20 protein-coding genes are annotated in these 24553 nt (G+C 58.8%); 7 read left to right on the forward strand and 13 right to left on the reverse strand.

The window, feature by feature from the left end; genetic code table 11:
* Positions 1-159 precede the first annotated feature (159 nt).
* Complete coding sequence (gene hrpA / locus ACIP66_RS16415; RefSeq protein WP_400649171.1) at positions 160-4071, reverse strand: ATP-dependent RNA helicase HrpA; 3912 nt, start codon at positions 4069-4071, stop codon at positions 160-162.
* A 168-nt stretch (positions 4072-4239) separates the two neighbouring features.
* A complete protein-coding gene (gene aceK, locus ACIP66_RS16420) occupies positions 4240-5961 on the reverse strand; it encodes a bifunctional isocitrate dehydrogenase kinase/phosphatase (protein ID WP_400649173.1) in 1722 nt (573 codons plus the stop codon).
* Positions 5962-6181: 220 nt separating this feature from the next.
* On the opposite strand from aceK, the gene ACIP66_RS16425 reads away from it, so the two are divergent.
* Positions 6182-7090 (forward strand): DMT family transporter, encoded by a 909-nt coding sequence (locus ACIP66_RS16425; RefSeq protein WP_053118142.1) that lies wholly within the window; start codon positions 6182-6184, stop codon positions 7088-7090.
* A 121-nt stretch (positions 7091-7211) separates the two neighbouring features.
* Here the strand turns inward: ACIP66_RS16425 and ACIP66_RS16430 are convergent, their stop codons facing one another.
* On the reverse strand, positions 7212-8075 hold the full coding sequence (locus tag ACIP66_RS16430; protein WP_400649174.1) for a DMT family transporter: 864 nt from the start codon (positions 8073-8075) through the stop codon (positions 7212-7214).
* Positions 8076-8521: 446 nt separating this feature from the next.
* On the opposite strand from ACIP66_RS16430, the gene ACIP66_RS16435 reads away from it, so the two are divergent.
* Positions 8522-9067, forward strand: a complete 546-nt coding sequence (locus ACIP66_RS16435) for a hypothetical protein (RefSeq protein ID WP_053118138.1) — start codon at positions 8522-8524, stop codon at positions 9065-9067.
* Between the two features lie 256 nt (positions 9068-9323).
* Here ACIP66_RS16435 and ACIP66_RS16440 read toward each other — a convergent pair whose 3' ends face one another.
* Together ACIP66_RS16440 and cysK are read right to left on the reverse strand one after the other, a co-directional pair.
* Positions 9324-10262 (reverse strand): aspartyl/asparaginyl beta-hydroxylase domain-containing protein, encoded by a 939-nt coding sequence (locus ACIP66_RS16440; protein ID WP_053118136.1) that lies wholly within the window; start codon positions 10260-10262, stop codon positions 9324-9326.
* Between the two features lie 183 nt (positions 10263-10445).
* Entirely contained in the window at positions 10446-11420 is a 975-nt protein-coding gene (gene cysK, locus ACIP66_RS16445; protein ID WP_159814663.1) for a cysteine synthase A, read from the reverse strand.
* A 128-nt stretch (positions 11421-11548) separates the two neighbouring features.
* Between cysK and ACIP66_RS16450 the strand changes: the two genes are divergently transcribed.
* Positions 11549-12625 (forward strand): DUF748 domain-containing protein, encoded by a 1077-nt coding sequence (locus ACIP66_RS16450; RefSeq protein WP_053118132.1) that lies wholly within the window; start codon positions 11549-11551, stop codon positions 12623-12625.
* Between the two features lie 3 nt (positions 12626-12628).
* On the opposite strand, the gene ACIP66_RS16455 is transcribed toward ACIP66_RS16450, so the two are convergent.
* Positions 12629-12889 carry a DUF2442 domain-containing protein gene (locus tag ACIP66_RS16455; protein WP_400649177.1) on the reverse strand — a complete coding sequence of 87 codons (261 nt, stop codon included), beginning with the start codon at positions 12887-12889 and terminating at the stop codon, positions 12629-12631.
* Between the two features lie 302 nt (positions 12890-13191).
* Between ACIP66_RS16455 and ACIP66_RS16460 the strand changes: the two genes are divergently transcribed.
* Both ACIP66_RS16460 and ACIP66_RS16465 read left to right on the forward strand, forming a co-directional pair.
* Positions 13192-14037: a MoxR family ATPase gene (locus ACIP66_RS16460; RefSeq protein WP_038358424.1), complete on the forward strand. Its 846-nt coding sequence runs from the start codon at positions 13192-13194 to the stop codon at positions 14035-14037.
* A gap of 12 nt (positions 14038-14049) precedes the next feature.
* Positions 14050-15228, forward strand: a complete 1179-nt coding sequence (locus ACIP66_RS16465; protein WP_400649180.1) for a VWA domain-containing protein — start codon at positions 14050-14052, stop codon at positions 15226-15228.
* Between the two features lie 159 nt (positions 15229-15387).
* Here the strand turns inward: ACIP66_RS16465 and ACIP66_RS16470 are convergent, their stop codons facing one another.
* The 4 genes from ACIP66_RS16470 to ACIP66_RS16485 all read right to left on the reverse strand — a co-directional run bounded on the left by ACIP66_RS16470 (position 15388) and on the right by ACIP66_RS16485 (position 19104).
* Entirely contained in the window at positions 15388-16305 is a 918-nt protein-coding gene (locus ACIP66_RS16470) for a biotin-dependent carboxyltransferase family protein (RefSeq protein WP_400649182.1), read from the reverse strand.
* Positions 16302-17006, reverse strand: a complete 705-nt coding sequence (gene pxpB, locus ACIP66_RS16475) for a 5-oxoprolinase subunit PxpB (RefSeq protein ID WP_400649184.1) — start codon at positions 17004-17006, stop codon at positions 16302-16304. The genes ACIP66_RS16470 and pxpB overlap by 4 nt, the downstream gene beginning before the upstream one ends.
* Entirely contained in the window at positions 17003-17755 is a 753-nt protein-coding gene (locus ACIP66_RS16480) for a 5-oxoprolinase subunit PxpA (RefSeq protein ID WP_400649186.1), read from the reverse strand. The genes pxpB and ACIP66_RS16480 overlap by 4 nt, the downstream gene beginning before the upstream one ends.
* A 62-nt stretch (positions 17756-17817) precedes the next feature.
* Positions 17818-19104 carry an MFS transporter gene (locus ACIP66_RS16485; RefSeq protein WP_053118122.1) on the reverse strand — a complete coding sequence of 429 codons (1287 nt, stop codon included), beginning with the start codon at positions 19102-19104 and terminating at the stop codon, positions 17818-17820.
* A gap of 159 nt (positions 19105-19263) precedes the next feature.
* Between ACIP66_RS16485 and ACIP66_RS16490 the strand changes: the two genes are divergently transcribed.
* A complete protein-coding gene (locus ACIP66_RS16490; RefSeq protein ID WP_212550551.1) occupies positions 19264-20178 on the forward strand; it encodes a LysR family transcriptional regulator in 915 nt (304 codons plus the stop codon).
* 142 nt (positions 20179-20320) lie between these two features.
* Here ACIP66_RS16490 and ACIP66_RS16495 read toward each other — a convergent pair whose 3' ends face one another.
* Genes ACIP66_RS16495 through ACIP66_RS16505 form a run of 3 tightly spaced genes read right to left on the reverse strand, consistent with a single transcriptional unit; the run spans position 20321 to position 22166 of the window.
* On the reverse strand, positions 20321-20863 hold the full coding sequence (locus tag ACIP66_RS16495; RefSeq protein WP_053118118.1) for a DUF2937 family protein: 543 nt from the start codon (positions 20861-20863) through the stop codon (positions 20321-20323).
* Between the two features lie 12 nt (positions 20864-20875).
* The gene (locus ACIP66_RS16500) at positions 20876-21652 is read right to left on the reverse strand and encodes a class II glutamine amidotransferase (RefSeq protein ID WP_053118116.1); all 777 of its coding nucleotides are present in this window, start codon (positions 21650-21652) and stop codon (positions 20876-20878) included.
* A 16-nt stretch (positions 21653-21668) separates the two neighbouring features.
* A complete protein-coding gene (locus ACIP66_RS16505; protein WP_053118114.1) occupies positions 21669-22166 on the reverse strand; it encodes a hypothetical protein in 498 nt (165 codons plus the stop codon).
* A 226-nt stretch (positions 22167-22392) separates the two neighbouring features.
* On the opposite strand from ACIP66_RS16505, the gene ACIP66_RS16510 reads away from it, so the two are divergent.
* Entirely contained in the window at positions 22393-24447 is a 2055-nt protein-coding gene (locus tag ACIP66_RS16510) for a S9 family peptidase (RefSeq protein WP_400649190.1), read from the forward strand.
* Positions 24448-24553 lie beyond the last annotated feature (106 nt).

A 24553-nucleotide genomic window follows, 5' to 3' on the forward strand; every position in this document is an offset into this window, starting at 1 on the left:
CATAAACGCAGGGATTTGGCGCCTTTCTCAAGATCAACACGAATGATCGTTCCCACGCTCCTGCGTGGGAATGCAGCCCGTGATGCTCCGCGTTACTGGACGCGGAGCGTCCCCAGAGGCGTTCCCACGCAGAGCGTGGGAACGATCAGCGGTGGGGGCTCAGGGTTCGACCTGGCTCCACTGTTTGCTCAGGCGTTTGTCGGAGATTGGGGTTTTCGTGCCCAACTGCTGGGCGAACAGGGAAACCCGGTATTCCTCCAGCCACCAGCGGTACAGCTCAAGTTGCGGATCGCGTTTGCCTTCCTGTGCATGCTTGGCGGCGCGAGCCTGATATTGCGCCCAGAGACCGGCCAGTTCGCCGCTCCAGACGCGATCCTTCTGCACTTGCGCGCCAAGTTTCTCGAAACGCTGCTCTACCGCTTTCAGGTAACGCGGGATTTCTTTCAGCCACTGCATCGGCGTCTCGCGCACGAACCCCGGATACACCAGGTTACTAATCTGCTGCTTGATGTCGTTCAGCGCCACGGCCTGGGCCAGATCAATCTTGCCCTTGAAGCGTTTCTGCAAACCGTGCCACAGCTTGAGAATCTCCAGGGTCAACCGCGCCACACGTTCAGCGTGCTCCGTCCAACCGCCGCGCTTGCGCTCAGCCAGTGCCGCCAGACCGGCGCCGTCACGCGGCAATGGGTCTTCGCCTTCGAGAATGCAGCTGTCGAGGCTGGCCAGCAGAATGTCTTCGACCAGCGCATCGACCCGGCCTAAATCGCGATAGAGCAAGCCCAACTCAGTCTGCCCCGGCAACTTGCTGCGCAGAAACTTCGCCGGCTCGGCCAGTTGCTGCATCAACAAACGCTGCAACGCACGACGATGCTGGAATTCGGCTTCGGCCGGGGTCGAGAAACGCCCCTCCTTGACCGTGCCGCCCTCTTCGACCAGCGCCGGATACACCGTCATCGACAGCCCGGCAATCTTTTGCTGAGTCTTTTCCGCAACCGGTGCGAAGACTTTCGCCTCTACCGGTTGCTGACTTTTCGCACTCTGCGGCACCGCTAACGCGGCCTGACTGGCCTCGGCAAAACGCGCGGTCAGCTCGGCCAGATCACGTCCTTCACCGAGGAATTTGCCTTGGCCGTCGACGATTTCCAGGTTCATCCGCAGATGCCCTTCGACGCTTTGCTCAGCCTCCGCCCACGCTTCATCGCTGACCCGCGCGCCGGTCATGCGCAACAGCTCACGGCCCAGCGCTTGCGGCAACGAACCCTCGGCGAAAGTCATGCGTTGCAACGCAGCCTTGATGAAGTCCGGCACCGGCACGAAATTCTTGCGCAAGGCTTTCGGCAAGTTACGCACGAGGGCGATGCACTTGGCCTCGATCAGCCCCGGCACCAGCCACTCCAGACGCTCCGGCGGCAGCATCGGCAACAGCGGCGCCGGCACACGCAAGGTCACGCCGTCGCGCGGGTGATTCGGTTCGAAGTGATAAGTCAGCGCCAGTTCCAGATCGCCGATGTGCAGCGTGTCCGGGTAATGCATCGCGGTGACTTCACTGGCCTCGCGGGCCAGCACGTCTTCTTCGCGCATGATCAACAGCTGCGGATCTTTCTGGCTATTGATGCGATACCAACTGTCGAAGGTCGCGGTCTGGTGAATCTCCGCTGGCAAGCGTGCGTCGTAGAAGGCGTAGAGGGTTTCTTCGTCGGCAAGAATGTCGCGGCGACGTGCCTTCGCTTCGAGTTCGTCGAGTTGTTCCAGCAGTTGTTTGTTCGCGGTCAGGCACTTGGCTTTCGACTGAATCTCGCCGCGCACCAAACCTTCGCGGATAAACAGCTCACGCGAAACCACTGGATCCACCGGGCCGTAATGCACCGGGCGACGACCGACCACGATCAATCCAAACAGGGTGATCTGTTCAAACGCCACGACCTGGCCGCGCTTCTTCTCCCAGTGCGGTTCGAAGTGGTTTTTCTTGATCAAGTGCCCGGCCAGCGGCTCGATCCAGTCGGCGTCGATCTTGGCGACCATGCGCGCGTATAGCTTGGTGGTTTCCACCAGTTCGGCGGTCATCAACCATTGCGGACGCTTCTTGCCGATGCCCGATGACGGATGAATCCAGAAACGTCGCTGCCGCGCGCCGAGGTAATCGCCGTCCTCGGTTTTTTGACCGATCTGGCTGAGCAGACCGACCAGCACAGCTTTGTGCAGCTTCGGATAATCCGCCGGCTCTTTATTCAGGCTCAACTGCATGTCGCGGCAGATCAGGCTTAACTGGCGATGGGAATCACGCCACTCGCGCAGACGCAGGTAGTTGAGGAAGTTCTTCCGGCACCAGTTGCGCAGCGGACTCGCGGTCAGGGCCTGGCGCTGTTCTTCGAAGCCACGCCAAAGATTCACCAATCCGGCGAAATCCGAGTCGATGTCTTTCCACTGCGCGTGGGCTTGATCTGCCGCTTGCTGACGCTCCGGCGGGCGCTCGCGCGGATCCTGAATCGACATGGCACTGGCGACGATCAGTACTTCCTGCAGGCTGCCGAGCTTGGCCGCTTCAAGCAGCATGCGACCCATGCGCGGGTCGACCGGCAGACGCGCCAATTGGCGACCCAGCGGGGTCAACTGGCTGTTGCGATCCACCGCCGAGAGTTCTTGCAGGAGGTTGAAACCGTCGCTGATCGCCTTGCCGTCCGGCGGCTCGATAAACGGGAACGCGGTGATTTCGCCGAGGCGCAGATGCAGCATCTGCAAAATGACCGCGGCGAGGTTGGTGCGCAGAATTTCCGGATCGGTAAATTCCGGACGCCCGAGGAAATCTTCTTCGCTGTACAACCGAATGCAGATACCCGGCTCGACCCGGCCGCAACGGCCCTTACGCTGGTTGGCGCTGGCCTGGGAAATCGCCTCGATCGGCAGACGCTGCACCTTGGCGCGGTAGCTGTAACGGCTGATGCGCGCGGTGCCGCTGTCGATCACGTAACGGATGCCCGGTACGGTCAGCGACGTCTCGGCGACGTTGGTCGCGAGCACCACGCGACGGCCCGGGTGCGACTGGAAAATCCGCTGCTGCTCAGCCGGCGACAGGCGCGCGTACAGCGGCAGAATTTCAGTGTGTTTGAGTTGGGCTTTGCGCAGCATGTCGGCAGCGTCACGAATCTCGCGCTCGCCGGGCAGGAACACCAGCACATCGCCGGGACTGCGGCGTTCGCTGCGTTCGTAAGCGGCGATTTCATCGAGGGTGGCGAGGATCGCCTGATCCACCGTCAGGTCATCCTCGACACGGTTGCCCTCTTCGTCCTGCTCGAGCGTCAGCGGGCGATACCAGGTGTCGACCGGGAAGGTACGGCCGGAGACTTCAACAATCGGCGCGTCGTCGAAGTGCTTGGAGAAACGCTCGAGATCGATGGTCGCCGAGGTGATGATGACTTTCAGATCCGGGCGGCGCGGCAGCAGGGTTTTCAGGTAACCGAGCAGGAAGTCGATGTTGAGGCTGCGCTCGTGGGCTTCGTCGACGATGATCGTGTCGTAGCGTTCGAGGTAGCGATCATTCTGGGTTTCCGCGAGCAGGATGCCGTCGGTCATCAACTTGATCAGGGTGTTGGCATCGCTCTGATCTTCGAAGCGCACCTGATAGCCGACCAAGGAACCGAGCGGCGTGCCGAGCTCTTCGGCAACCCGACTGGCCACACTGCGTGCTGCAATCCGGCGCGGCTGGGTGTGGCCGATCAAGCCGTGCTGACCGCGACCGATCTCCAGACAGATTTTCGGTAATTGCGTGGTTTTACCCGAACCGGTTTCGCCGGCGATGATCAAGACCTGGTGCTTTTCCAGCGCTTTCTTGATCTCGTCGCGCTTGGCGGCGATCGGCAAACTGTCGTCGTAACGAATCACCGGCAGGCTGGCCTTGCGCGCCAGCACCTGATCACAGGACGCCTGCATGCGCGCCACCCACTGGGCCAGTTTGGCCTCATCAGGTTTCTTGCGCAGCTCAAGCAACTGCCGCCGCAGCCGGTGACGGTCGGCGAGCATGGCGTGGTCGAGGTTTTTCAGCAGTTTGTCGATGGAGGGCGATTCGTCGGTCATCGGGTACGCAATTCGGTCGTCTATTTGTGCAGGGGGCCGATTGTCGCAGATTTGCCTTCGATTGGCCTGCTTCCCCTGTAGGAGCTGCCGAAGGCTGCGATCTTTTGATCTTGTTTTTTTAAAAGCAAAATCAAAAGATCGCAGCCTTCGGCAGCTCCTACAGAGGAGTTATTCGTTGTCCAGGCCTTTGCGGCGGTACGGGAAGACGTCGATGATTTTGCCGGCGCGAATCGCCTCCTGCAGGCTCTTCCAGTAATCCGCGTTATACAACTCGCCATGCAACTGATCGAACAACTTGCGTTGCCCCGAATCAGCGAACAAAAACGGCGGAAATTCTTCCGGAAACACATCCAGCGGCCCGATCGAGTACCACGGTTCAGAGGCCATTTCGTCCTCCGGCGTGCGCGGCGCAGGAATGTGACGGAAGTTGGCTTCGGTCAGGAAACAGATCTCGTCATAGTCGTAAAACACCACACGCCCGTGACGGGTAACGCCAAAGTTCTTCAACAGCATGTCGCCGGGAAAGATGTTCGCCGCCGCCAGTTGTTTGATCGCCAGCCCGTAATCCTCCAGCGCCTCGCGCACTTGCGCGTCATTGGCGTTTTCCAGATAGAGGTTAAGCGGGGTCATTCGCCGCTCGGTCCAGCAGTGGCGGATCAGCACGGTGTCGCCCTCAACCGATACCGTCGACGCTGCCACTTCGAGCAATTCCTCAAGACACGCCGGATCAAACTTGGTCAGCGGAAAACGGAAATCAGCGAACTCCTGGGTATCGGCCATCCGCCCTACCCGGTCGACACTTTTCACCAGTCGGTACTTCTCGATCACCGTCGCACGGTCGACGTTTTTCGAGGGCGAAAAGCGGTCCTTGATGATCTTGAACACGGTGTTGAAGCCCGGCAGGGTGAACACGCTCATGACCATGCCGCGCACGCCGGGGGCCATGATGAATTGATCGTCGGTGTTGGCCAGGTGATTGATCAGCGCCCGGTAAAACTCGGATTTGCCGTGTTTGTAAAAGCCGATCGAGGTGTACAGCTCGGCAATGTGTTTGCCCGGCAGGATGCGCCGCAGGAAGCCGATGAACTCCGCCGGCACCGGCACATCAACCATGAAGTACGAGCGGGTGAAGGAGAAGATGATCGACACGTCGGCTTCGTCAGTGATCAACGCATCGATCTGGATCCCGCGCCCTTCTCGGTGCAGCAGCGGAATCACCAGCGGCCATTGCTCGTCGCGGGTGTAGATGCGCCCGACCAGGTACGCGCCCTTGTTGCGGTACAGCACCGAGGAAAACAGCTCGACGCTAAGCTCCGGATCCTTGCACACCCAGTCCGGCAGGTTCTCACGCAGTTGCGCTTCGAGGCGCTGCAGGTCACCCGGTAAATCGGCGTAGTCTTCGCTGAAACGGTAATCGGCAAAAATGCTCGCGAGCATCCCCGATAACTGCCCTTGCGGTTTATAGGTACGGGTTTGCGCGGCGCGGGCACGGCGCAGGCTCGGGCGCGTGGTGTGAATGAACATGCAGCCATCGCTGATCAGGTCATGGCTGAACAGCCCGCAGAAAATCGAGTTGTACCAGGTCTCGGACAGTTCATCGTCGAAGCGCAGGTCGATAACGCTGATGTAGGCGCTTTTCACCAGCGGCCAGCAGCTGACGTTCATCAGCGTGTCGTCGTCGAAATGTTCGCGCAAGCGGGCGATGGTCTCTCCGACCTTTTCCTCGTAGAGGTTGATCCGCGCCGCCGATGCCGTTTGCGTCTCTTGCCAGCGTGCTTGCTCGAAACGCTCGCGCGCGCCGTCAGTGATCCGCCGGAAATGCTCGCGATAATCGTCAAAGCCATCGAGGATCATGCGGGCGATGTCGGTGGCTGGCCATTGCTGCGGCATAAATGAGACCTCGGCGTACGTTTGGAAATCTGTGCCTGAGCTTAGCCACGGTTGCGGGCACAGGTGAAGTGCAATTTCGGCCAAATGCCGTTCCGGTTGTTACCGCGTGTGGTTTTCTGTGTGTAAGCGGCGACTGCGGGAAATTAAATGTCCGATTAGCGGTTGCCTTGATCCGGGGCCTCGGCAACACTCTCGTCCCGATCAAGGAAGGAGCCCCGCCGTGAGCCCTGTCGATATTTTCCGTATGTTGTCGCTGGCAGCCATCTGGGGCGCGAGTTTCCTGTTCATGCGCGTGATTGCGCCCGTGATCGGGACCATTCCGACTGCGTTTTTTCGCGTGTCGATCGCGGCCGTCGGTCTGCTGGTGATCCTCGGTTTGATGCGCATCAGTTGGGATTTCAAAGGCAAACTGAAAACCGTGATGCTGCTCGGCGTGATCAACTCGGGGATTCCGGCGACGCTGTATTCGGTTGCCGCGCAAGTGCTGCCGGCCGGTTACTCGGCGATTTTCAACGCCACCACGCCGTTGATGGGCGTGTTGATTGGCGGATTGTTCTTCAGTGAAAGATTGACCGTCGCCAAATTGAGCGGCGTCTTCCTCGGACTGTTCGGGGTTGGCGTGCTGACGCGCGCAGGGCCGGTGGCATTCGATCTGCAATTGTTGATGGGCGCCGTCGCCTGCCTGCTGGCGACCACCTGTTATGGCTTTGCCGGGTTTCTTGCGCGGCGCTGGCTGGATCAGGCTGGCGGGCTGGACAGTCGGTTATCGGCACTGGGCAGCATGCTCGGCGCGACATTGTTCCTGCTGCCGCTGTTTGGCTACAGCGTGGCAACCCAGCCACCCGTGAGTTGGGGCGGCTGGCATGTCTGGCTGTCGCTGCTCGGTCTGGGTCTGGGCTGCACGGCGTTTGCGTACATCATTTATTTCCGCCTGCTTAGCTCGATCGGCCCGGTGAAATCGATGACCGTGACCTTCATGATTCCGCCGTTTGGCGTGTTGTGGGGGGCGTTGCTGCTGGATGAGCCGCTGTCGATGGCGCACATTTATGGCGGCGTGCTGATTGCGGCGGCGTTGTGGCTGGTGCTGAAGCCTGCGGTGGTAAAGCCGGCGGAGGTACCGGCCCGGTAGATTTGTGCTGGTGCAGAAAAGGCTATCGCGAGCAGGCTCACTCCTACAATTGGAATGCATCCCCCTGTAGGAGTGAGCCTGCTCGCGATTGGCGGCCGAACAGCCGCCACCTGACTCTCTGTTACCCCGTTTTACGAAACACAAACGCCAACCCAACAATGATCAGCAGCATCCCCAGCACACTCAACGCCGCCAGCCGATTACCGAAAATCAGGTAATCCATCACCGCCGTCACCGCCGGCACCAGATAAAACAGGCTGGTGACGTTCACCAGATTGCCCTGCGCAATCAGCCGATACAGCAACAGCGTCGCCAGCACCGACACCACCAACCCCATCCACAACACCGGCAGGAAAAACCCTGCGCTGTGTTCAAAATGAAACGGCTGGAACGGCACAAAAATCCCGCAGAGCAACAGCCCGGCAAGGTACTGCACCGGTAGCGTGCCGAGGGGATTGTCGGTGATGCGCTTCTGCATGATCGAACCGAGCGTCATGCTCGCGAGCGCCAGCAACCCGAAGAGCATTCCCGCCCAGGACATGCCGGCCAGACCGATACCCTGATAGACCACCATGATCAGCCCGGCCAGCCCCAGCGCCAGGCCGAACAAGCGGCTCGCTGAGCGCTGTCGTTCCATCAGCACCACCGTAAGAATCGGTTGCACGCCCATGATCGTGGCCATCACGCCGGGTGTGACTTTGGTGTTCAGGGCCAGCAGATAGAAAATCTGATAAGCCCCCAGCAACACCACGCCCGTGGCAATCGCATACAGCATCGGCTTGCCGCCCTTGGGCAACTTCAACTTGAGCAACGGCGCCAGCAGTACCAGCCCGCACAAGGCAATCGCAAAACGTATCAGCAGAAAGGCAAAGGGGGTCGCGTGCGCCAGCCCCCATTTGGAGAAGATCGCCCCGCTGCTCCACAGCAGAACGAACAGGCTCGTGGACGCCGCCGCGAGCGCGGATTTTTTCGAAAGGACAAACATGAATACCACCTGTAGTCAGGCAAATAGCCAACTCAGCCGAGGCTGAAATTCAGTAGGTTTTTTCAGGCGGGCATAGGGGGCAGCAAAAACGCTGATCAGCCCGAAACGCCAACGCCCGGCGGTGATACGACTGCGAACACCGGCGTGCTACTGACAGGTGGGGGGTAATGACTGATCTGCCTTGGCTGCTGATTCCCGCACGGCAGGACGCCAGCGTTGACCGCTGAATCGACTACCGCGTTGATGAGGGATGCAGGCATTGGGGCTGATCTTTTTGAATGGATACGTAAGTCGGTTGGCTCACGTGGGGCTGAATATAACCAGCGTAGGACATGGATTGCAATGACTTGGGCGAATGGCCGCTAGCGACAGGTGGATTGGAGACGCTTAGGCTGAATTGCAATGGCAGCACCCATCCATGGAGGACAAGGAATGCACGGAATCACATGCCAAAGGAACGGACATCTTTGCGATATCAGTTGTATCGATCACAAGCCAGAAAGCAGGCCGCTATCGTCACCGCCCGGTTACAGCTTCAACCGGCGCAAAATGAATCGACTCTCATAGATTTATCAAAAGTTCGTTTCGAACCGATCAATCAGCAAGCAGTGGAAGCGTCACGACTTTGGAAAGATCAGCACTTCGCGTGGTGTGAAGTCGTTGAATGGAAAGCCCGGGAACCCTTGTCTCTCGACATAGCGATCTGGCACGAAGAGCAGCTTTGCGGACTGTGCTTTGCAAATCCAAACGCCAGCAGGAAAAGAATACGAATTGTGCGTCTGGAAGGACGCCCTAGAGAAAAACATCCGTTGAAAAACCGTATCGGTGCATTGGCGTTGATCGCAATCGAACAATATGCCCAATTCCTTGGAAGCAATATTCTCGAAATCCAGGAGCCTTTGAAGGGTGCGGTTTCACATTATCAAAAACTCGGCTTTGACTTCGATTCTCAGGGCCGCCTTGTAAAAAACCTAGAGAACCGAGTATCGTGAAAACTGTTCAAATAACGATCAATAGTGGTGGAAACATGAGCAAATCCGAGAAAAAGGCTCCCACTAGAAAGGGATCTCTTGCCCGCAGCAGAAAATCTGGAGAGGTGCTTCTGACTGCAAGCCAAAACCGGCTTCTGAAATTACTGGAAACCGGTACTGACACAGAAGAGCCGAGTGTACTCGCAGCAGGTCGCCTGTAAGTTTCCCAATAAAAAACCGCTCCCAAAGAGCGGTTTTTTCATTTCAATATCCAGCCTCAGCCAAACAACCAATACCCCAACAACGTCAACACCACCACCGCCAATACTGGTCGTGCCACGCGGTAGGCCTTGGGATTACGGCGCTTCCACTGTTTCACAACGCCGCTGAATTTGTCGCTGAAGTTCTTGCTCCACGCGTAAGCCTGGTTGATCCCGCCCACGCGCTCGTCGTCAAGATTCTGCGGCGCAGTGGCGCGGCCGAGCCAGGCGCTGATCGAACGGTTAATGCGAGTCATGAAGCGGTTTTTCAGCGGACGTTCGACGTCGCAGAACAGAATGACGCGGGTTTGCTCGGTTTCGTTTTTAACCCAGTGCACGTAGGTCTCATCGAACATCACGTCTTCACCGTCGCGCCAGGCGTAAACCTGACCGTCGACGAAGATCCGGCAATCGTCAGAGTTAGGCGTCGACAAGCCGAGGTGATAACGCAGAGAGCCGGCAAACGGATCGCGGTGCGGGTTGAGGTGACTACCGCCCGGTAGCAACGCAAACATCGCGCCTTTTACATTCGGGATCGCACTGACCAGCGCCACGGTTTTCGGACACAGGGTTTCGGCTGAAGGCAGCGGTTTGTCGTACCACTTGAGGTAGAAACGCTTCCAGCCTTTCTTGAAGAACGAACCGAAACCGGCGTCGTTGTTCTTCTCGGCGGCGCGAATATAGCCCTCGTCGAACAGGTGCATGGCTTCGTCGCGGATGGTTTGCCAGTTGTCGCGCAACACGTCCAGCTCTGGAAACTTGCTGCGATCCAGATAAGGCTTCGACGGCACGCCAGAGAACATGTACATCAAGGCGTTGTACGGAGCGAACAGCGCCGAATGGTTGACGAACTGACGCAGTACCGGCAAACGCGCCTTGCCGCGCAAATGCACATAGAGCGTGCTGCCGAGAAACAGCAACAGCACAAACGCCTTGGCGGCAAACGAAACGGTCATCCACAACTCCTTGATAAAAAACGACGCTGCGATGCCATTTACCCGGCATGGCAGCCGGCCATGATAAACACTACCGGCGTCGGGAAAAACCCGTACATTCCAAGATTCAGTGTTAAGCAATGCGCAATAAAGCGCTTATTAACATAACGATCCTGAACCTTGGCTGACCTGAATCAATCCAGATTACTGCTGATTCTCCTGCTCGGTGAACAGGTCGCTGAACAACATGCTCGACAGATAACGCTCACCCGAGTCCGGCAGGATCACGACGATGGTCTTGCCCTGCATTTCCGGGGTCTCCGCCAGACGCACGGCAACCGCCATCGCTGCACCGCAGGAGATCCCGCACAAGATTCCTTCTTCCTGCATCAAACGCAGGGCCATGGCTTTCGATTCTTCGTCAGTCACCAACTCAACCCGGTCTACCATCGACAGATCGAGGTTTTTCGGCACAAAACCTGCGCCGATACCCTGAATCTTGTGCGGGCTCGGCTTGATCTCTTCACCGGCCAGCGCTTGCGTGATCACCGGTGAGGACACCGGCTCCACGGCCACGGAGAGAATCGGTTTGCCCTGGGTATTCTTGATATACCGCGAAACACCGGTGATGGTTCCGCCGGTTCCGACGCCGGCCACCAATACGTCGACAGCGCCGTCGGTGTCGTTCCAGATTTCCGGGCCGGTGGTTTTTTCATGAATGGCCGGGTTGGCCGGGTTATCGAACTGCGCTGGCATGAAATATTTGTCGGCATCACTGGCCACGATTTCAGCGGCTTTTTCGATCGCGCCTTTCATGCCCTTGGCCGGTTCGGTCAACACCAGTTCAGCGCCCAGTGCTTTGAGCACCTTACGGCGCTCGATGCTCATCGAGGCCGGCATGGTCAGCATCAATTTGTAACCGCGAGCGGCGGCGACGAAGGCCAGGCCTATGCCAGTGTTGCCCGAGGTCGGCTCGACGATGGTCATGCCGGGCTTGAGTTTGCCGCTGCTTTCGGCGTCCCAGATCATGTTGGCGCCGATCCGGCATTTCACCGAATAACCGGGGTTGCGCCCCTCGATCTTGGCCAGAATGGTCACGCCACGCGGCGCAATACGGTTGATCTGCACCAGCGGCGTGTTGCCGATGGAATGGGCATTGTCAGCAAAAATACGGCTCATGGCTGGGTCCTTATGCAGCATTGAATTCAGCGCTCCAAGGTATGCCTGTTGCCCATCACAGTCCAGTCGAGGCGAACGTCTGCAACACGCAGTAGTCAATCGCTTTACATCGTTCGGGAATTGTCACCATGAAACGTCGCTACAGCTGGCCCTTGTGGACTTTTGCGGGAATCGTCGTGCTGCTGATTGCGCTGCACATCGCCCTGCCCTACGTGGTGCGCGATTACCTGAATGACAAATTGGCCAACATGGGCGATTACCGTGGTCAGATCACCGACGTTGACCTGGCGTGGTGGCGCGGCGCCTACAAAATCAACGGTCTGAAGATTGTCAAAGTCGACGGCAAAGTGCCGGTGCCGTTCGTTAACGCACCGTTGATCGACCTTTCAGTCAGTTGGCACTCGCTGTGGTACGACCATGCCGTCGTCGCTCAAGTGAAGTTCTTCAAACCTGAAATCAACTTCGTCGACGGTGGCGCCAACAAACAGAATTCCCAAACCGGTCAAGGCACCGACTGGCGTGAGCAGTTGGGCAAGTTGTTGCCCATCACCCTCGACGAAGTGCAGATCAACGACGGTCGCATCAGTTTCCGCAACTTCAACTCCAAACCGCCGGTGAACATGAATGCCACTGACGTCAACGCGAGCATCTACAACCTGACCAACGTGGTCGATAAGGACGGTAAACGCGACGCCCGTTTCGAAGGCAAAGCCTTGCTACTCGGCCACGCACCGCTGGAAACCACCGCCACCTTCGATCCGTTGAGCAATTTTGAAGACTTCGAATTCCGCCTGCGCGCCAAAGATATCGAACTCAAGAGCATGAACGACTTCGCTTCGGCCTACGGCAAGTTCGACTTCAATGCCGGTCACGGCGATGTAGTGATTGAGGCCAAAGCCAAAAAGGCGCAAGTAAACGGCTACATCAAACCCCTGCTGCGTGACGTCGAAGTGTTCAACTGGCAGCAGGACGTGGAAAACAAGAACAAGAGCATCTTCCGCTCCGTCTGGGAAGCGCTGGTCGGCGGCACGGAAACCGTGCTGAAGAACCAGGCGAAAAACCAGTTTGCGACCAAGGTTGAGCTGAGCGGCAATGTGCACCAGCAAAATATCAGCGCGTTTGAAGCGTTTTTGCAGATTTTGCGTAATGGCTTTGTTCAGGCCTTCAATGCGCGGTATGAACGGCCCAAGCCGGATGCGGGTTAGGATTTACGGGCGAAATGCATCCCGATAAAAGGTATCTGCGCCGATCTGGATATCTGCGGCCAACCATTCAACAGTCCAGCCATTATCTGCCAGACGAGCAGTTGCAAAGACTATCGGATCGATTAATGGGGCGAGTCCTGGATATGTTTGGATATCGCAACTCAAATCGACTGTTACTTGCCGGCTATCGCAAAAGGTCAGTGCGAGTCGGCGGTCTGTAAGCGCTACGGCAGCGGACAAGCGTGGTCTTTTTATGCTCGACATGTATTAAAAGCCTCCGAGTGAACGGGATGGGGCTGCTTCGCAGCCCAGCGGGAGCAAGCTCCCTCGCCACAGAAAGCCCTTTTGCCGCAAGTCATGCGGTGTGTTCAGAGGCTATCGCCGAATCAACCGGGTAAAAATACTGGCCATGCGCCGAGAATGAGTCAACATGTGACGCCCCATTCAGAGACTGAATAAGCCGTCTGCGTTCACAGTCGACCGGCCTGCGCGTTATAGTCGGGCATCCGATTATTTCGCCCCCGCCCTGCCCGTTCAGGTCGGCGTTACCGTTCGAGGATTAGCCGATGAAGTTCGAAGGCACCCAGGCCTACGTCGCCACCGATGACCTGAAGCTGGCGGTCAACGCCGCCATCACCCTGGAGCGGCCGCTGCTGGTCAAGGGCGAGCCGGGCACCGGCAAGACCATGCTCGCCGAGCAGCTGGCCGAATCGTTCAATGCCAAGCTGATCACCTGGCACATCAAATCCACCACCAAGGCCCATCAGGGCTTGTACGAGTACGATGCGGTCAGCCGTCTGCGCGACTCGCAGCTGGGCACTGAAAAAGTCCACGACGTGCGCAACTACCTGAAGAAAGGCAAGCTCTGGGAGGCTTTCGAGTCCGAAGAGCGGGTCATTTTGCTGATCGACGAGATCGACAAGGCCGATATCGAGTTCCCCAACGACCTGCTGCAAGAACTCGACAAGATGGAGTTCTACGTTTACGAGATCGACGAGACCATCAAGGCCAAGAAGCGCCCGATCATTATCATTACTTCGAACAACGAGAAAGAGCTGCCGGACGCTTTCCTGCGCCGCTGCTTCTTCCACTACATCGCTTTCCCGGATCGCCCGACCCTGCAGAAAATCGTCGACGTGCATTACCCGGACATCAAGAAGGATCTGGTCAGCGAAGCGCTGGACGTGTTCTTCGACGTGCGCAAAGTGCCGGGCCTGAAGAAGAAGCCGTCGACCTCCGAGCTGGTCGATTGGCTGAAGCTGCTGATGGCCGACAATATTGGCGAAGCGGTGCTGCGCGAACGCGATCCGACCAAGGCGATTCCGCCGCTGGCCGGTGCTTTAGTGAAGAACGAACAGGACGTGCAACTGCTTGAGCGTCTGGCGTTCATGAGCCGTCGCGGCACCCGCTAAGAGGCTGATGCCATGTTGCTCAACCTGTTCAATGAAATGCGTGCCGCCAAGGTGCCGGTGTCGGTGCGCGAACTGCTCGACCTGATCAACGCGCTGAAACAGCGCGTGACCTTCGCCGACATGGACGAGTTCTATTACTTGTCGCGGGCGATTCTGGTGAAGGACGAGCGCCATTTCGACAAGTTCGACCGTGCGTTCGGCGCCTACTTCAATGGCCTCGAAAAGCTCGACGATCACTTACAGGCGCTGATTCCCGAAGAGTGGCTGCGCAAGGAGTTCGAGCGCTCGCTGAGCGACGAGGAACGCGCGCAGATCCAGTCCCTCGGCGGCCTGGACAAGCTGATCGAAGAATTCAAAAAACGTCTGGAAGAACAGAAGGAACGCCACGCCGGCGGCAACAAATGGATTGGCACCGGCGGCACCAGCCCGTTTGGCTCCGGCGGCTTCAACCCGGAAGGCATTCGGGTGGGCGATGCCGGCAAGCGTCAGGGCAAAGCGGTAAAAGTCTGGGATCAGCGCGAATACAAGAATCTCGACGACTCGGTGGAACTGGGCACGCGCAACATCAAGGTTGCCCTGCGTCGTCTGCGTAAATTCGCTCGCCAGGGCGCGGCGGAAGAACTTGATATCGTCGGCACCATCGATCACACCGCCAAAGACGCGGGCCTGCTGAACATTCAGATGCGCCCGGAGCGGCGCAATACGGTGAAGCTGTTGTTGCTGTTCGACATCGGCGGTTCGATGGACGCGCACGTGAAGATCTGTGAGGAGTTGTTCTCGGCCTGTAAGACCGAGTTCAAGCATCTGGAGTACTTCTACTTCCACAACTTCGTTTACGAATCGGTGTGGAAGAACAACATGCGCCGCACTTCCGAGCGCACCTCTACCCAGGATCTTCTGCACAAGTACGGCGCTGACTATAAGGTAATTTTCATTGGCGACGCGGCGATGGCGCCTTATGAAATCACCCAGGCCGGGGGCAGTGTCGAGCACTGGAACGAAGAGCCGGGTTATGTGTGGATGCAGCGGTTTATGGAGAAGTACAAGAAGCTCATCTGGATCAATCCGTATCCGAAAGATACCTGGGGGTATACCTCGTCGACCAATATCGTCAGGGATTTGATCGAGGATCAGATGTATCCGTTGACGTTGCGTGGGCTTGAGGAAGGGATGCGGTTTTTGTCCAAATGACGACCAGATCGTTCCCACGCTCTGCGTGGGAACGCATCCAGTGACGCTCTGCGTCACAGGGACGCGGAGCGTCCCGGGCGGCATTCCCACGCGGAGCGTGGGAACGATCAAATTCGCGTTCCCCTGTAGGAGCTGCCGCAGGCTGCGATCTTCTGATCTTCAGCCAAATCTCTGCAAATACTCGATATGTTCGCGATGTGCGACATCCTGCACCACCGGCCGCAACCGCACCTGCGTCCCCGGCAAACACTGCGCCAACCGCGCCAACGCCAGCGGCGTTAACGCGCCCAACCGTGGATACCCACCAATCGTCTGCCGATCATTGAGCAACACAATCGGCTGGCCATCCGGCGGCACCTGCACCGCGCCCAACGGAATCCCCTCGGAAATCATCGGTTGGCCTTGATATTCCAACGCCTTGCCGAGCAAACGAATGCCCATGCGATCCGCGCGACTGTCCAGCGTCCACGCACTGTTAAACACATCAAACAGACTCTGCCCGCTGAACTGGCCGATCTGTGCGCCGAGCACCAGATCCAGCGGCGCATTCGATTTCAGATCCGGCCGTAAAGCCACAGGCACTTCGCGAACACACAGCGATTCCCCGTGGTAACTCAGCGTCAAACCCTTGGCCAATGGCAAGCCCAAACCATCCAGCCCGCCGAGTTCTTCGCGCACCACCGTCGCGCTGCTGCCCAACACTTTCGGCGCGTCAAAGCCACCGGGCGCCGCAAGATACGCCCGGGCACCGAGCAACGGTTGCGTGAACTGCAATTTCTGCCCTTTGCCCAATTTGAAACTGCGCCACGGCGCCAACGGCTGACCATCAACCTGCGCGCCAAGATCCGCCCCGGCCAGCGCCAGCAAGCAATCCTCTTCCGCCACCACCGCAAACCCGCCGAGAGTGATTTCGATCACCGCTACATCCAGCCCATTGCCCAGCAGCCAATTGGCCCAACTCATGGAATTCCAATCCGCCGCGCCGCCCTGAGTCACGCCCAGATGCCGCACACCAAATCGCCCGGCGTCCTGCAACAGGCACAGCGGCGTACTCGCCTCAATCGTCAATCGGCTCATGCCTGCGCCTCCAGTGGCGTGTCGTCGCCGCCCAGATTGATGAACTCGGCATGGCTCACGGCTTCGAAACGCACGGTGTCGCCGGGTTGCATCAGGCTGTAGCCATCGCGATGACGGTCAAACAGTTTCGCCGGCGTACGACCGATCAGATTCCAGCCACCGGGCGAGACCACGGGATAGGCTGCGGTTTGCCGCTCAGCGATACCGACGCTGCCAGCGGCGACTTTCTTGCGCGGCGTGTTCAAACGTGGCGCCGCGAGGATTTCTTCGACCAAACCCATAAAGGCAAAACCCGGCGCGAAGCCGAGAGCGAATACCTGATATTCGCGGCCGCTATGGCGACGAATCACCTCCTCCAGCGCCAGCCCACTGCGCGCAGCCAGCAAGCTCAATTCAGGCCCGACGCTCAAGTCATACCACACCGGCAGCACATGACACTGACCGGCAGATCGTGAGTTCGGCGACAAATCAATCAGCGCCTCAGCGATCAATTCCCGCGCCTGATTCGGGCTCAAAACCGTCAAATCGTAATGCACCATCAGCGTCGTGTACGACGGCACCAGATCGATCAATTGCGCGCCGAACACCGAACGCAAACGCTCACTGGCAGCGAGCATCCACGGCATGTTGGCCTCAGCGATTTCATCGAACAGACGCAGCATCAGGCAATCCAGTGCCACCACTTCAATCCTTGGGTTCATTGCGCGTCCTGCTGATTCAAGGCCTCGCGAATGCGCTGCACGGCGGCCACCGAACTGGCGTTGTCGCCGTGCACGCAGAGGGTGTTGGCGTGCAGGCGCAACGCACTGCCATCGCTGGCGGTGAGATTGTCGCCACGGGCGATGGTCAGCGCTTGCTCGATGATTTTTTCAGGGTCGTGATGCACCGCCCCCGGCAGTTGTCGCGAAACCAGTTTGCCAGCGCTGTCATAGGCGCGGTCGGCGAACGCTTCGAACCACAACGTCACGCCATATTCATCACCGATCTGCTGCGCGGCCGAGTTGTCGCGAGTGGCCATCAACATCAGCGGCAGGCTGCTGTCGTAAGCGGCCACGGCCTGAATCACCGCACGCAATTGCGCCGGGTTGGTCATCATGTCGTTGTACATCGCGCCGTGCGGTTTGACGTAACTGACCTCGCCTCCCTGCGCCTTGCAGATGCCGTCGAGGGCGCCTATCTGGTAATGCAGGATGTCTTGCAGCTCTTGCGCCGAATACGCCATGGAACGGCGGCCGAAACCTACCAGATCCTGATAAGCCGGATGCGCGCCGATTTTTACGCCGTGGCTCATCGCCAGGCGGACGGTTTTACGCATGATGCTCGGGTCGCCGGCATGGAAACCGCAGGCGATGTTGGCGCAATCGATGAAGGGCATGACCTCGGCGTCCAGACCCATGGTCCAGCTGCCGAAGCTCTCGCCAATGTCGCAATTCAATAGCAGGCGGCTCACGGTGAACACTCCTGTAGGGGCTTGTCTTTTTATCTGTAGGACTGTGCCTGGCAGGTTATCAGTTACTGCGCATCGAGTTGCTTGCCACGGGTTTCCGGCAGGCTCAATGCCGCGATAATCACCACGCCGTAAGACACCGCCGCGAAAGCACCAATGCCGACACTCAATGGCACGGTCTGACTAAGCAAACCGATCAGCAGCGGAAACAATGCCGCCAGCGCCCGCCCGATGTTGTAGCAAAAACCCTGCCCCGAACCGCGAATCCGCGTCGGAAACAACTCAGTGAGAAACGCGCCCATGCCGCTGAAAATCCCTGAGGCGAAGAAGCCCAGCGGGAAGCCCAGCCACAGCATTACGCCGTTGCTTACCGGCAATTGCGTATAGAGCAAAACGATGGTGAACGAGCCGACCGCGAACAGAATGAAATTCTTTTTGCGGCCAAGCAGATCGGTCAGATAGGCGCTGATCACGTAACCGACGTAAGAGCCGACAATCACCATCGCCAGATAACCGCCAGTACCGAGTACGCTCAAACCGCGTTCGTTCTTGAGGAAGGTCGGCAGCCAGGAAGTGATCGCGTAATAACCGCCCAGCGCACCGGTGGTCAGCAGCGAAGCGCGGAACGTGGTGAAGAGCATGCCCGGCGCGAAGATCTCGTAAAATTTCGATTGATTCTCCGGCGTTTGCCGGGCCTTGGCTTCGCGATAGATCTCCGGATCCTTGACCAGACGGCGGACGAAAATCACAAAAATCGCCGGTACGATGCCGAGGATGAACAGCGCGCGCCAGGCGTCTTCCGGTGGCAACACCGAGAACAGCAGCGCGTACAGAATCGCCGTCAGCCCCCAGCCCAGCGCCCACCCGGATTGCACCATGCCCACCGCTTTGCCGCGATCCTTGGCGCGGATCACCTCACCGATCAGCACCGCGCCTGCCGTCCATTCGCCGCCGAAACCGAAGCCCATCAAGGTGCGGGCGATCAGCAGTTGTTCGTAGTTTTGCGCGAAACCGCAGAGAAATGTGAAGAAGGCGAACCACAGCACCGTCAGTTGCAGGGTGCGCACGCGGCCGATGCGGTCGGAGAGAATCCCGGCGACCCACCCGCCAATCGCCGAAGCAATCAAGGTGCTGGTGTGAATCAGCCCGGCCTCGCCGGTGGTGATGCCCCACATTGCAATCAGCGTCGGCACGACGAAGCTGAGCATCTGCGTGTCCATGCCGTCCAGACCGTAGCCGATCTTGCAGCTCCAGAAGGTGCGGCGCTCCTGCTGGTTGATGTTGCGATACCAGTCGAATGGCCCCGGACGCGCCGGTGCCGGGGATGCTTCTAGGGTGTCGGGAGCACTCATGGCTTATCTCCGCAGGTTTTTTATTGGTCTTGTTCGTAGCCCCGACGACGCCTATCGTGGGAACCGGATGCGCCGATTTTTCGTCGCCCGGGCGTGCTGCGTCCAACGAATAAAACCCCGCCTTAGGCATAAGAAAAATTTGTCACCCGAGCCTTGCCCATGAACCTGAAGTTTCTCGAGACCTTTGTCTGGGTCGCCCGCCTGAAGAGTTTTCGCCTGACCGCCGACAAGCTGTTCACCACCCAGGCATCGATTTCCAGCCGCATTGCGGTGCTGGAGGGCGAGCTGGGGGTGAAGCTGTTTCTGCGTGATTCGCGCGGTGTCAGCCTGACGCCCGAGGGCCTGAAAGTGCTCGACTATGCCGAGCAGATGCTCGACACCATGTCAGCGCTGAAGCAGTCGATCGAGACTCGCTCAAGCAAGGTCGGCCGCGTGCGCATCGGCGTGATGGACACGGTGATCCACACGTGGCTGAGCCCGTTGGTGGCGCAGATGACCGATCTGTACCCGCGCGTGGAAATCGAGCTGGTGGCGGATACCTCGCTGAACCTCTGCGATCAGCTGCAAAAAGGTTTTCTCGATATCGTTCTGCAAACCGATCTGGTGCGCCACGAAAGTGTGCGCAGCCTGGAACTGGCCAGCCATCCGCTGGGCTGGATCGTCGCCAGTAATTCGATCTACAACCGCGACTACGCCGACCTCGCTGAACTGGCGCAGGAACGCATCATCACCTACTCGAAAAACTCCCGACCACATCAGGATCTACTGGCGTTGATGCAGGCGAACGGCGTGATGGCGCCGCGTTTGAATTGCGTGAATTCGGTGTCGGCGATCACGCGATTGTTGCGCGATGGATTCGGAATTGGCGTGCTGCCGCCGGTGTTGGTGGCGGAGGAACTGGCGCGGGGGGAATTGACCTTGCTGAACATCGATCAGCGGCCACCGGATTTGCAGGTGGTGGTGTCGTGGCGGGTGGGGGTTGAGTGGGTCGAGGAGATTGTGACGTTGTGTCAGCAGGTGTTGGCGGGGTATGCGCAGAAGGTTGGTGATGGGTATGTGGTTTTGACTCCTTAACAGCAAAAGATCGCAGCCTTCGGCAGCTCCTACATGATCGTTCCCACGCTCCGCGTGGGAATGCCTCAATGGACGCTCCGCGTCCGCTTTGGGACGCGGAGCGTCCCGGGCTGCATTCCCACGCAGAGCGTGGGAACGATCATCAGAGGCCGCGCACGTCGCGGTCTTCGATCGGGCGGCTTTGGCGCAAACGTCGGCCGCCGAGCACGACCCAGTCAATCAGACGGAACACGCATTCGATCCCGAACGACAGCAACAGCGCGCCGCTCATGCCCCAGATCATCGCTTCCGGCGTCAGCAGAATCTGATAGCTGTAGCCATTCCAGGTTTCCTTGCGAATGTCCGGATCCGCCGCCAGCACCACTTGCAGGAAGCGGATGTACCAAGGGCCCTGCATCGCCTGGAACTGCTTGTCCAACGCCACCTGACGGGTGAGCAAAGTGTTCAGGCTATCCGCATCGCTACGGAATATCGGATCTTCACTGGCGCGATAATGCGCGACCAGCGCCTGCATATCGCCTTTGAAAAACTGATCAGCCGTGCCCTGAAAACCGCGCAAACCGGTCTGCGCTTCAATCAGATGCGCTTCGACGCGTTTTGCGTAATCGTTGATGAAGCCCGGCACCTGGACACCGATCAACAGGCCCGCCGCGAACAACACCAGCCGTAGATAACTGAGCAACATGGCGCGCAATCCTTATTCGGTCTTACCCTGGCTGACGCATTCGCCGCGTCGCCACAGGCTCCATTGGCCCGGTTCGTAGCGGGTCCAGGTTTCGTTTTCGGTCAACGGTTCGGTGGCAATCACGGTGACCACGTCGTTGGGCGTGGTTTCCGCCTGGAAATCGACGATCACATCGACATCCTTCAAGCGCGCCGGGCCGAACGGTGCGCGTCGAGTAATTTGTGCCAGTTTGGTCGAGCAATAGCAGAACAGCCAGTCGCCATCGCTGAGCAGGCAGTTGAACACGCCTTTGCTGCGGTATTCGGCGCAGGCGGCGACCAGATCCGGCAACAGTTCTTCTATATCGACCGGTTCCGGAAAGGCTGCACGCACGCGGTTGAGCAAATCGCAGAACGCCGCCTCGCTGTCGGTATCGCCGACCGGGCGGTAGAAACTTTTGATCGGGGTGAAATCGGCGAGTTGACCGTTGTGCGCGAAGCACCAGTTGCGGCCCCACAGTTCGCGGACGAACGGGTGAGTGTTGGAGAGGCAGACTTTGCCGACGTTGGCCTGGCGAATGTGGCCGATGACCACTTCGCTTTTGATCGGATAGCGCTGCACCAGATTGGCGACTTCCGACTCGCTGCTGGCCGCCGGATCCTGAAACAGGCGCAAGCCGCGACCTTCGTAAAACGCGATGCCCCAGCCGTCGCGGTGCGGGCCGGTACGCCCGCCACGCTGCATCAGGCCGGTGAAGCTGAACACGATATCGGTCGGCACGTTGGCACTCATGCCCAGTAATTCACACATGTGCGGACTCTCGGGATTACAGGCGCGGCTCGACCCGCGTGCGCTGCGGATTGCTCGGGACGGGCGGACGACCGTAGCGGTCATCGCCGACGCCGCCGAACGGTTGATCGTCATCGCGATCATCGGCACGGGCGGCAGCTTTGGCGGCTTCTGCCTGCTCGCGGCGAGCACGGGACGCGCGTTCGATTGGCAGACGGATCAACACGAAGATCAGGTAAATACCGAGGGCGATCATGCTGTACATGAACAGATCGGAGATCGCTCGCCACGCGTTGTTGCCGACCTTGAACGCCAGATCCAGCGCGGTAATGGCGATAGACGGCGCAACTTTGGCTTTCACCGGGTCAATGATGGTCGGGCTGAACAGCAACACCGCCATCAGCACCCGCAGCGGCTCGCGCAGGTAGCGCCACATCCAGGTGGTCAGGCGCATCCATACCAACAGGCAGCCTACGGCGGCAAAGGCGTAGAGGCCCCAGGCGATCAGATAGTCGTTCTCGGTCATGGTGTCCATGGCAAGGCAGGCAAAGAGGCGCTTATAGTAACGACTTTTCGCCCGTCCGGCTTGTCCCAATAGACACAAGACCTGTAGGAGTGAGCCTGCTCGCGATGACGGACTGCCAGTCGACATTGATGTTGAAGCTGCCGGCCTCATCGCGAGCAGGCTCACTCCTACAGAGGTTGCAGTGTTTCCAGGATTTGCGAAAACCCCTATTCCGTACATTGTTCGAGAGCCTTCCATGCCCCAATCCGCCAACGTCAGCAGTGCTCCGATTGCCCACAAGGCGCCCGGCGCCGACCCGTATGCCTGGCTGCAGGAACGCGACACCGACGCAGTACTCGATTACCTCAAAGCCGAAAACGCCTGGCAGGAAGCGCAAACCGCCGATCAAGCCGAATTGCGCGAGACCCTGTTCGCAGAGATCAAGGGCCGGATTCTCGAGACCGACCTGTCCCTGCCCTCGCCGTGGGGCCCGTACCTGTATTACACGCGCACCACCGCTGGCGACGAATACGCGCGGCACTACCGCTGCCCGCGTCCGGCCGACGACAGCCTGACCCTTGATGAAAGTCGCGAACAGCTGTTGCTCGACCCGAACGTGCTGGCCAATGGCGGTTTCTTTTCGCTGGGCGCGTTCAGCATCAGCCCCGATCATCAGCGTCTGGCCTACAGCGTCGACGCCACGGGCGATGAGATTTACACGCTGTTCGTCAAAGAACTGTCCAACGACAAGGTCAGTGAGCTGGAATTCGAAGACTGCGACGGCAGCATGACCTGGGCCAACGACAGCCTGACCCTGTTCTTCGGCGAACTCGATGACACCCACCGCCCGCACAAACTGTTGCGCTATCGCCTCGATGGCACCGCCGCTGAAGAAGTCTTCAATGAGCCGGACGGTCGCTTTTTCCTGCATTGCTACCGTTCCAGTTCCGAGCAGCAATTGCTGCTGTCGCTGGGCAGCAAGACCACCAGCGAAGTCTGGGTGCTCGATGCCAATCAGCCGCACTTGCCGTTCACCTGCCTGGCGCCACGGGTCGAAGATCACGAGTACGACGTCGATCACGGCCTGCTCGATGGCACGTGGACATGGTTTATCCGCACCAACCGCGACGGCATCAACTACGCGCTGTATCAGGCGCCGGACACCGGCATTGCGCCGACTGAAGCCGAGTGGCAGAACTTGATCCCGCACAGCGACACGGTGATGCTCGACGGCGTCAGCCTCAACACCGAAGCCATGACCCTGAGCCTGCGCGAAGGTGGTCTGCCGATCATCGAAGTTCACCCACAAGGCCTGGCGCCTTATCGTGTGCAATTACCAGACGCGGCCTACAGCCTCTATGTGCAAAACAGCCTGGAATTCGAGAGCGATCGTATTCGTCTGCGCTACGAAGCGTTGAATCGCCCGGCTCAGGTACGCCAGTTGATCCTCGCCACTGGCGAACAAACCGTGCTGAAAGAAACTCCGGTACTCGGCCCGTTTGACGCCGACGCTTACGTCAGCCAGCGCCTGTGGGCCACCGCGCCGGACGGCACGCAGGTGCCGATTAGCCTGGTGATGAAGCGCGAAATGCTCGGCAAACCGGTGCCGCTGTATCTGTACGGTTATGGCGCTTACGGTTCGAGCCTGGATCCATGGTTTTCCCACGCGCGTTTGAGTCTGCTCGATCGCGGCATGGCCTTCGCCATCGCCCACGTGCGCGGCGGTGGTGAGCTGGGGGAAGCGTGGTATCGCGCCGGCAAGCAGGAACACAAACAGAACACCTTCAGCGACTTCATCGCCTGCGCCGAATTCTTGATCCTCAACGGCATTACCACGGCCGAAAAACTGGCGATCAGCGGCGGCAGCGCCGGCGGTCTGTTGATTGGCGCCGTATTGAATCAGCGTCCGGATCTGTTCGGCGTGGCGATTGCCGAAGTGCCGTTCGTCGACGTGCTCAACACCATGCTCGACCCGGAGCTGCCGCTGACCGTCACTGAATATGACGAGTGGGGCAATCCTGAAGAGCCGGAAGTTTACGAGCGGATCAAGGCGTACGCGCCGTACGAAAATGTCAGTGCACAGGCATATCCCGCGACACTGGTGATCGCCGGCTACAACGACAGCCGCGTGCAATATTGGGAAGCAGCCAAGTGGGTGGCGAAACTGCGCGCGAGCAAGACCGACGACAATTTGCTGCTGCTCAAGACTGAGCTGGGCGCCGGGCATGGCGGGATGAGCGGGCGTTATCAGGGATTACGTGACGTAGCGCTCGAATATGCATTTGTCTTCAAGGTTTTGGGCCTGGCCTGAGGAACTCCGTCGGTCACTTGGGTCTTAATTCCAGACCCAAGAGGCCGATACCCCACTGATCCCTGTAGGAGCTGCCGAAGGCTGCGATCTTTTGATCTTGATTTTT

Source organism: Pseudomonas sp. NPDC088429, from assembly GCF_044753305.1.
Classification (GTDB): domain Bacteria; phylum Pseudomonadota; class Gammaproteobacteria; order Pseudomonadales; family Pseudomonadaceae; genus Aquipseudomonas; species Aquipseudomonas rustica.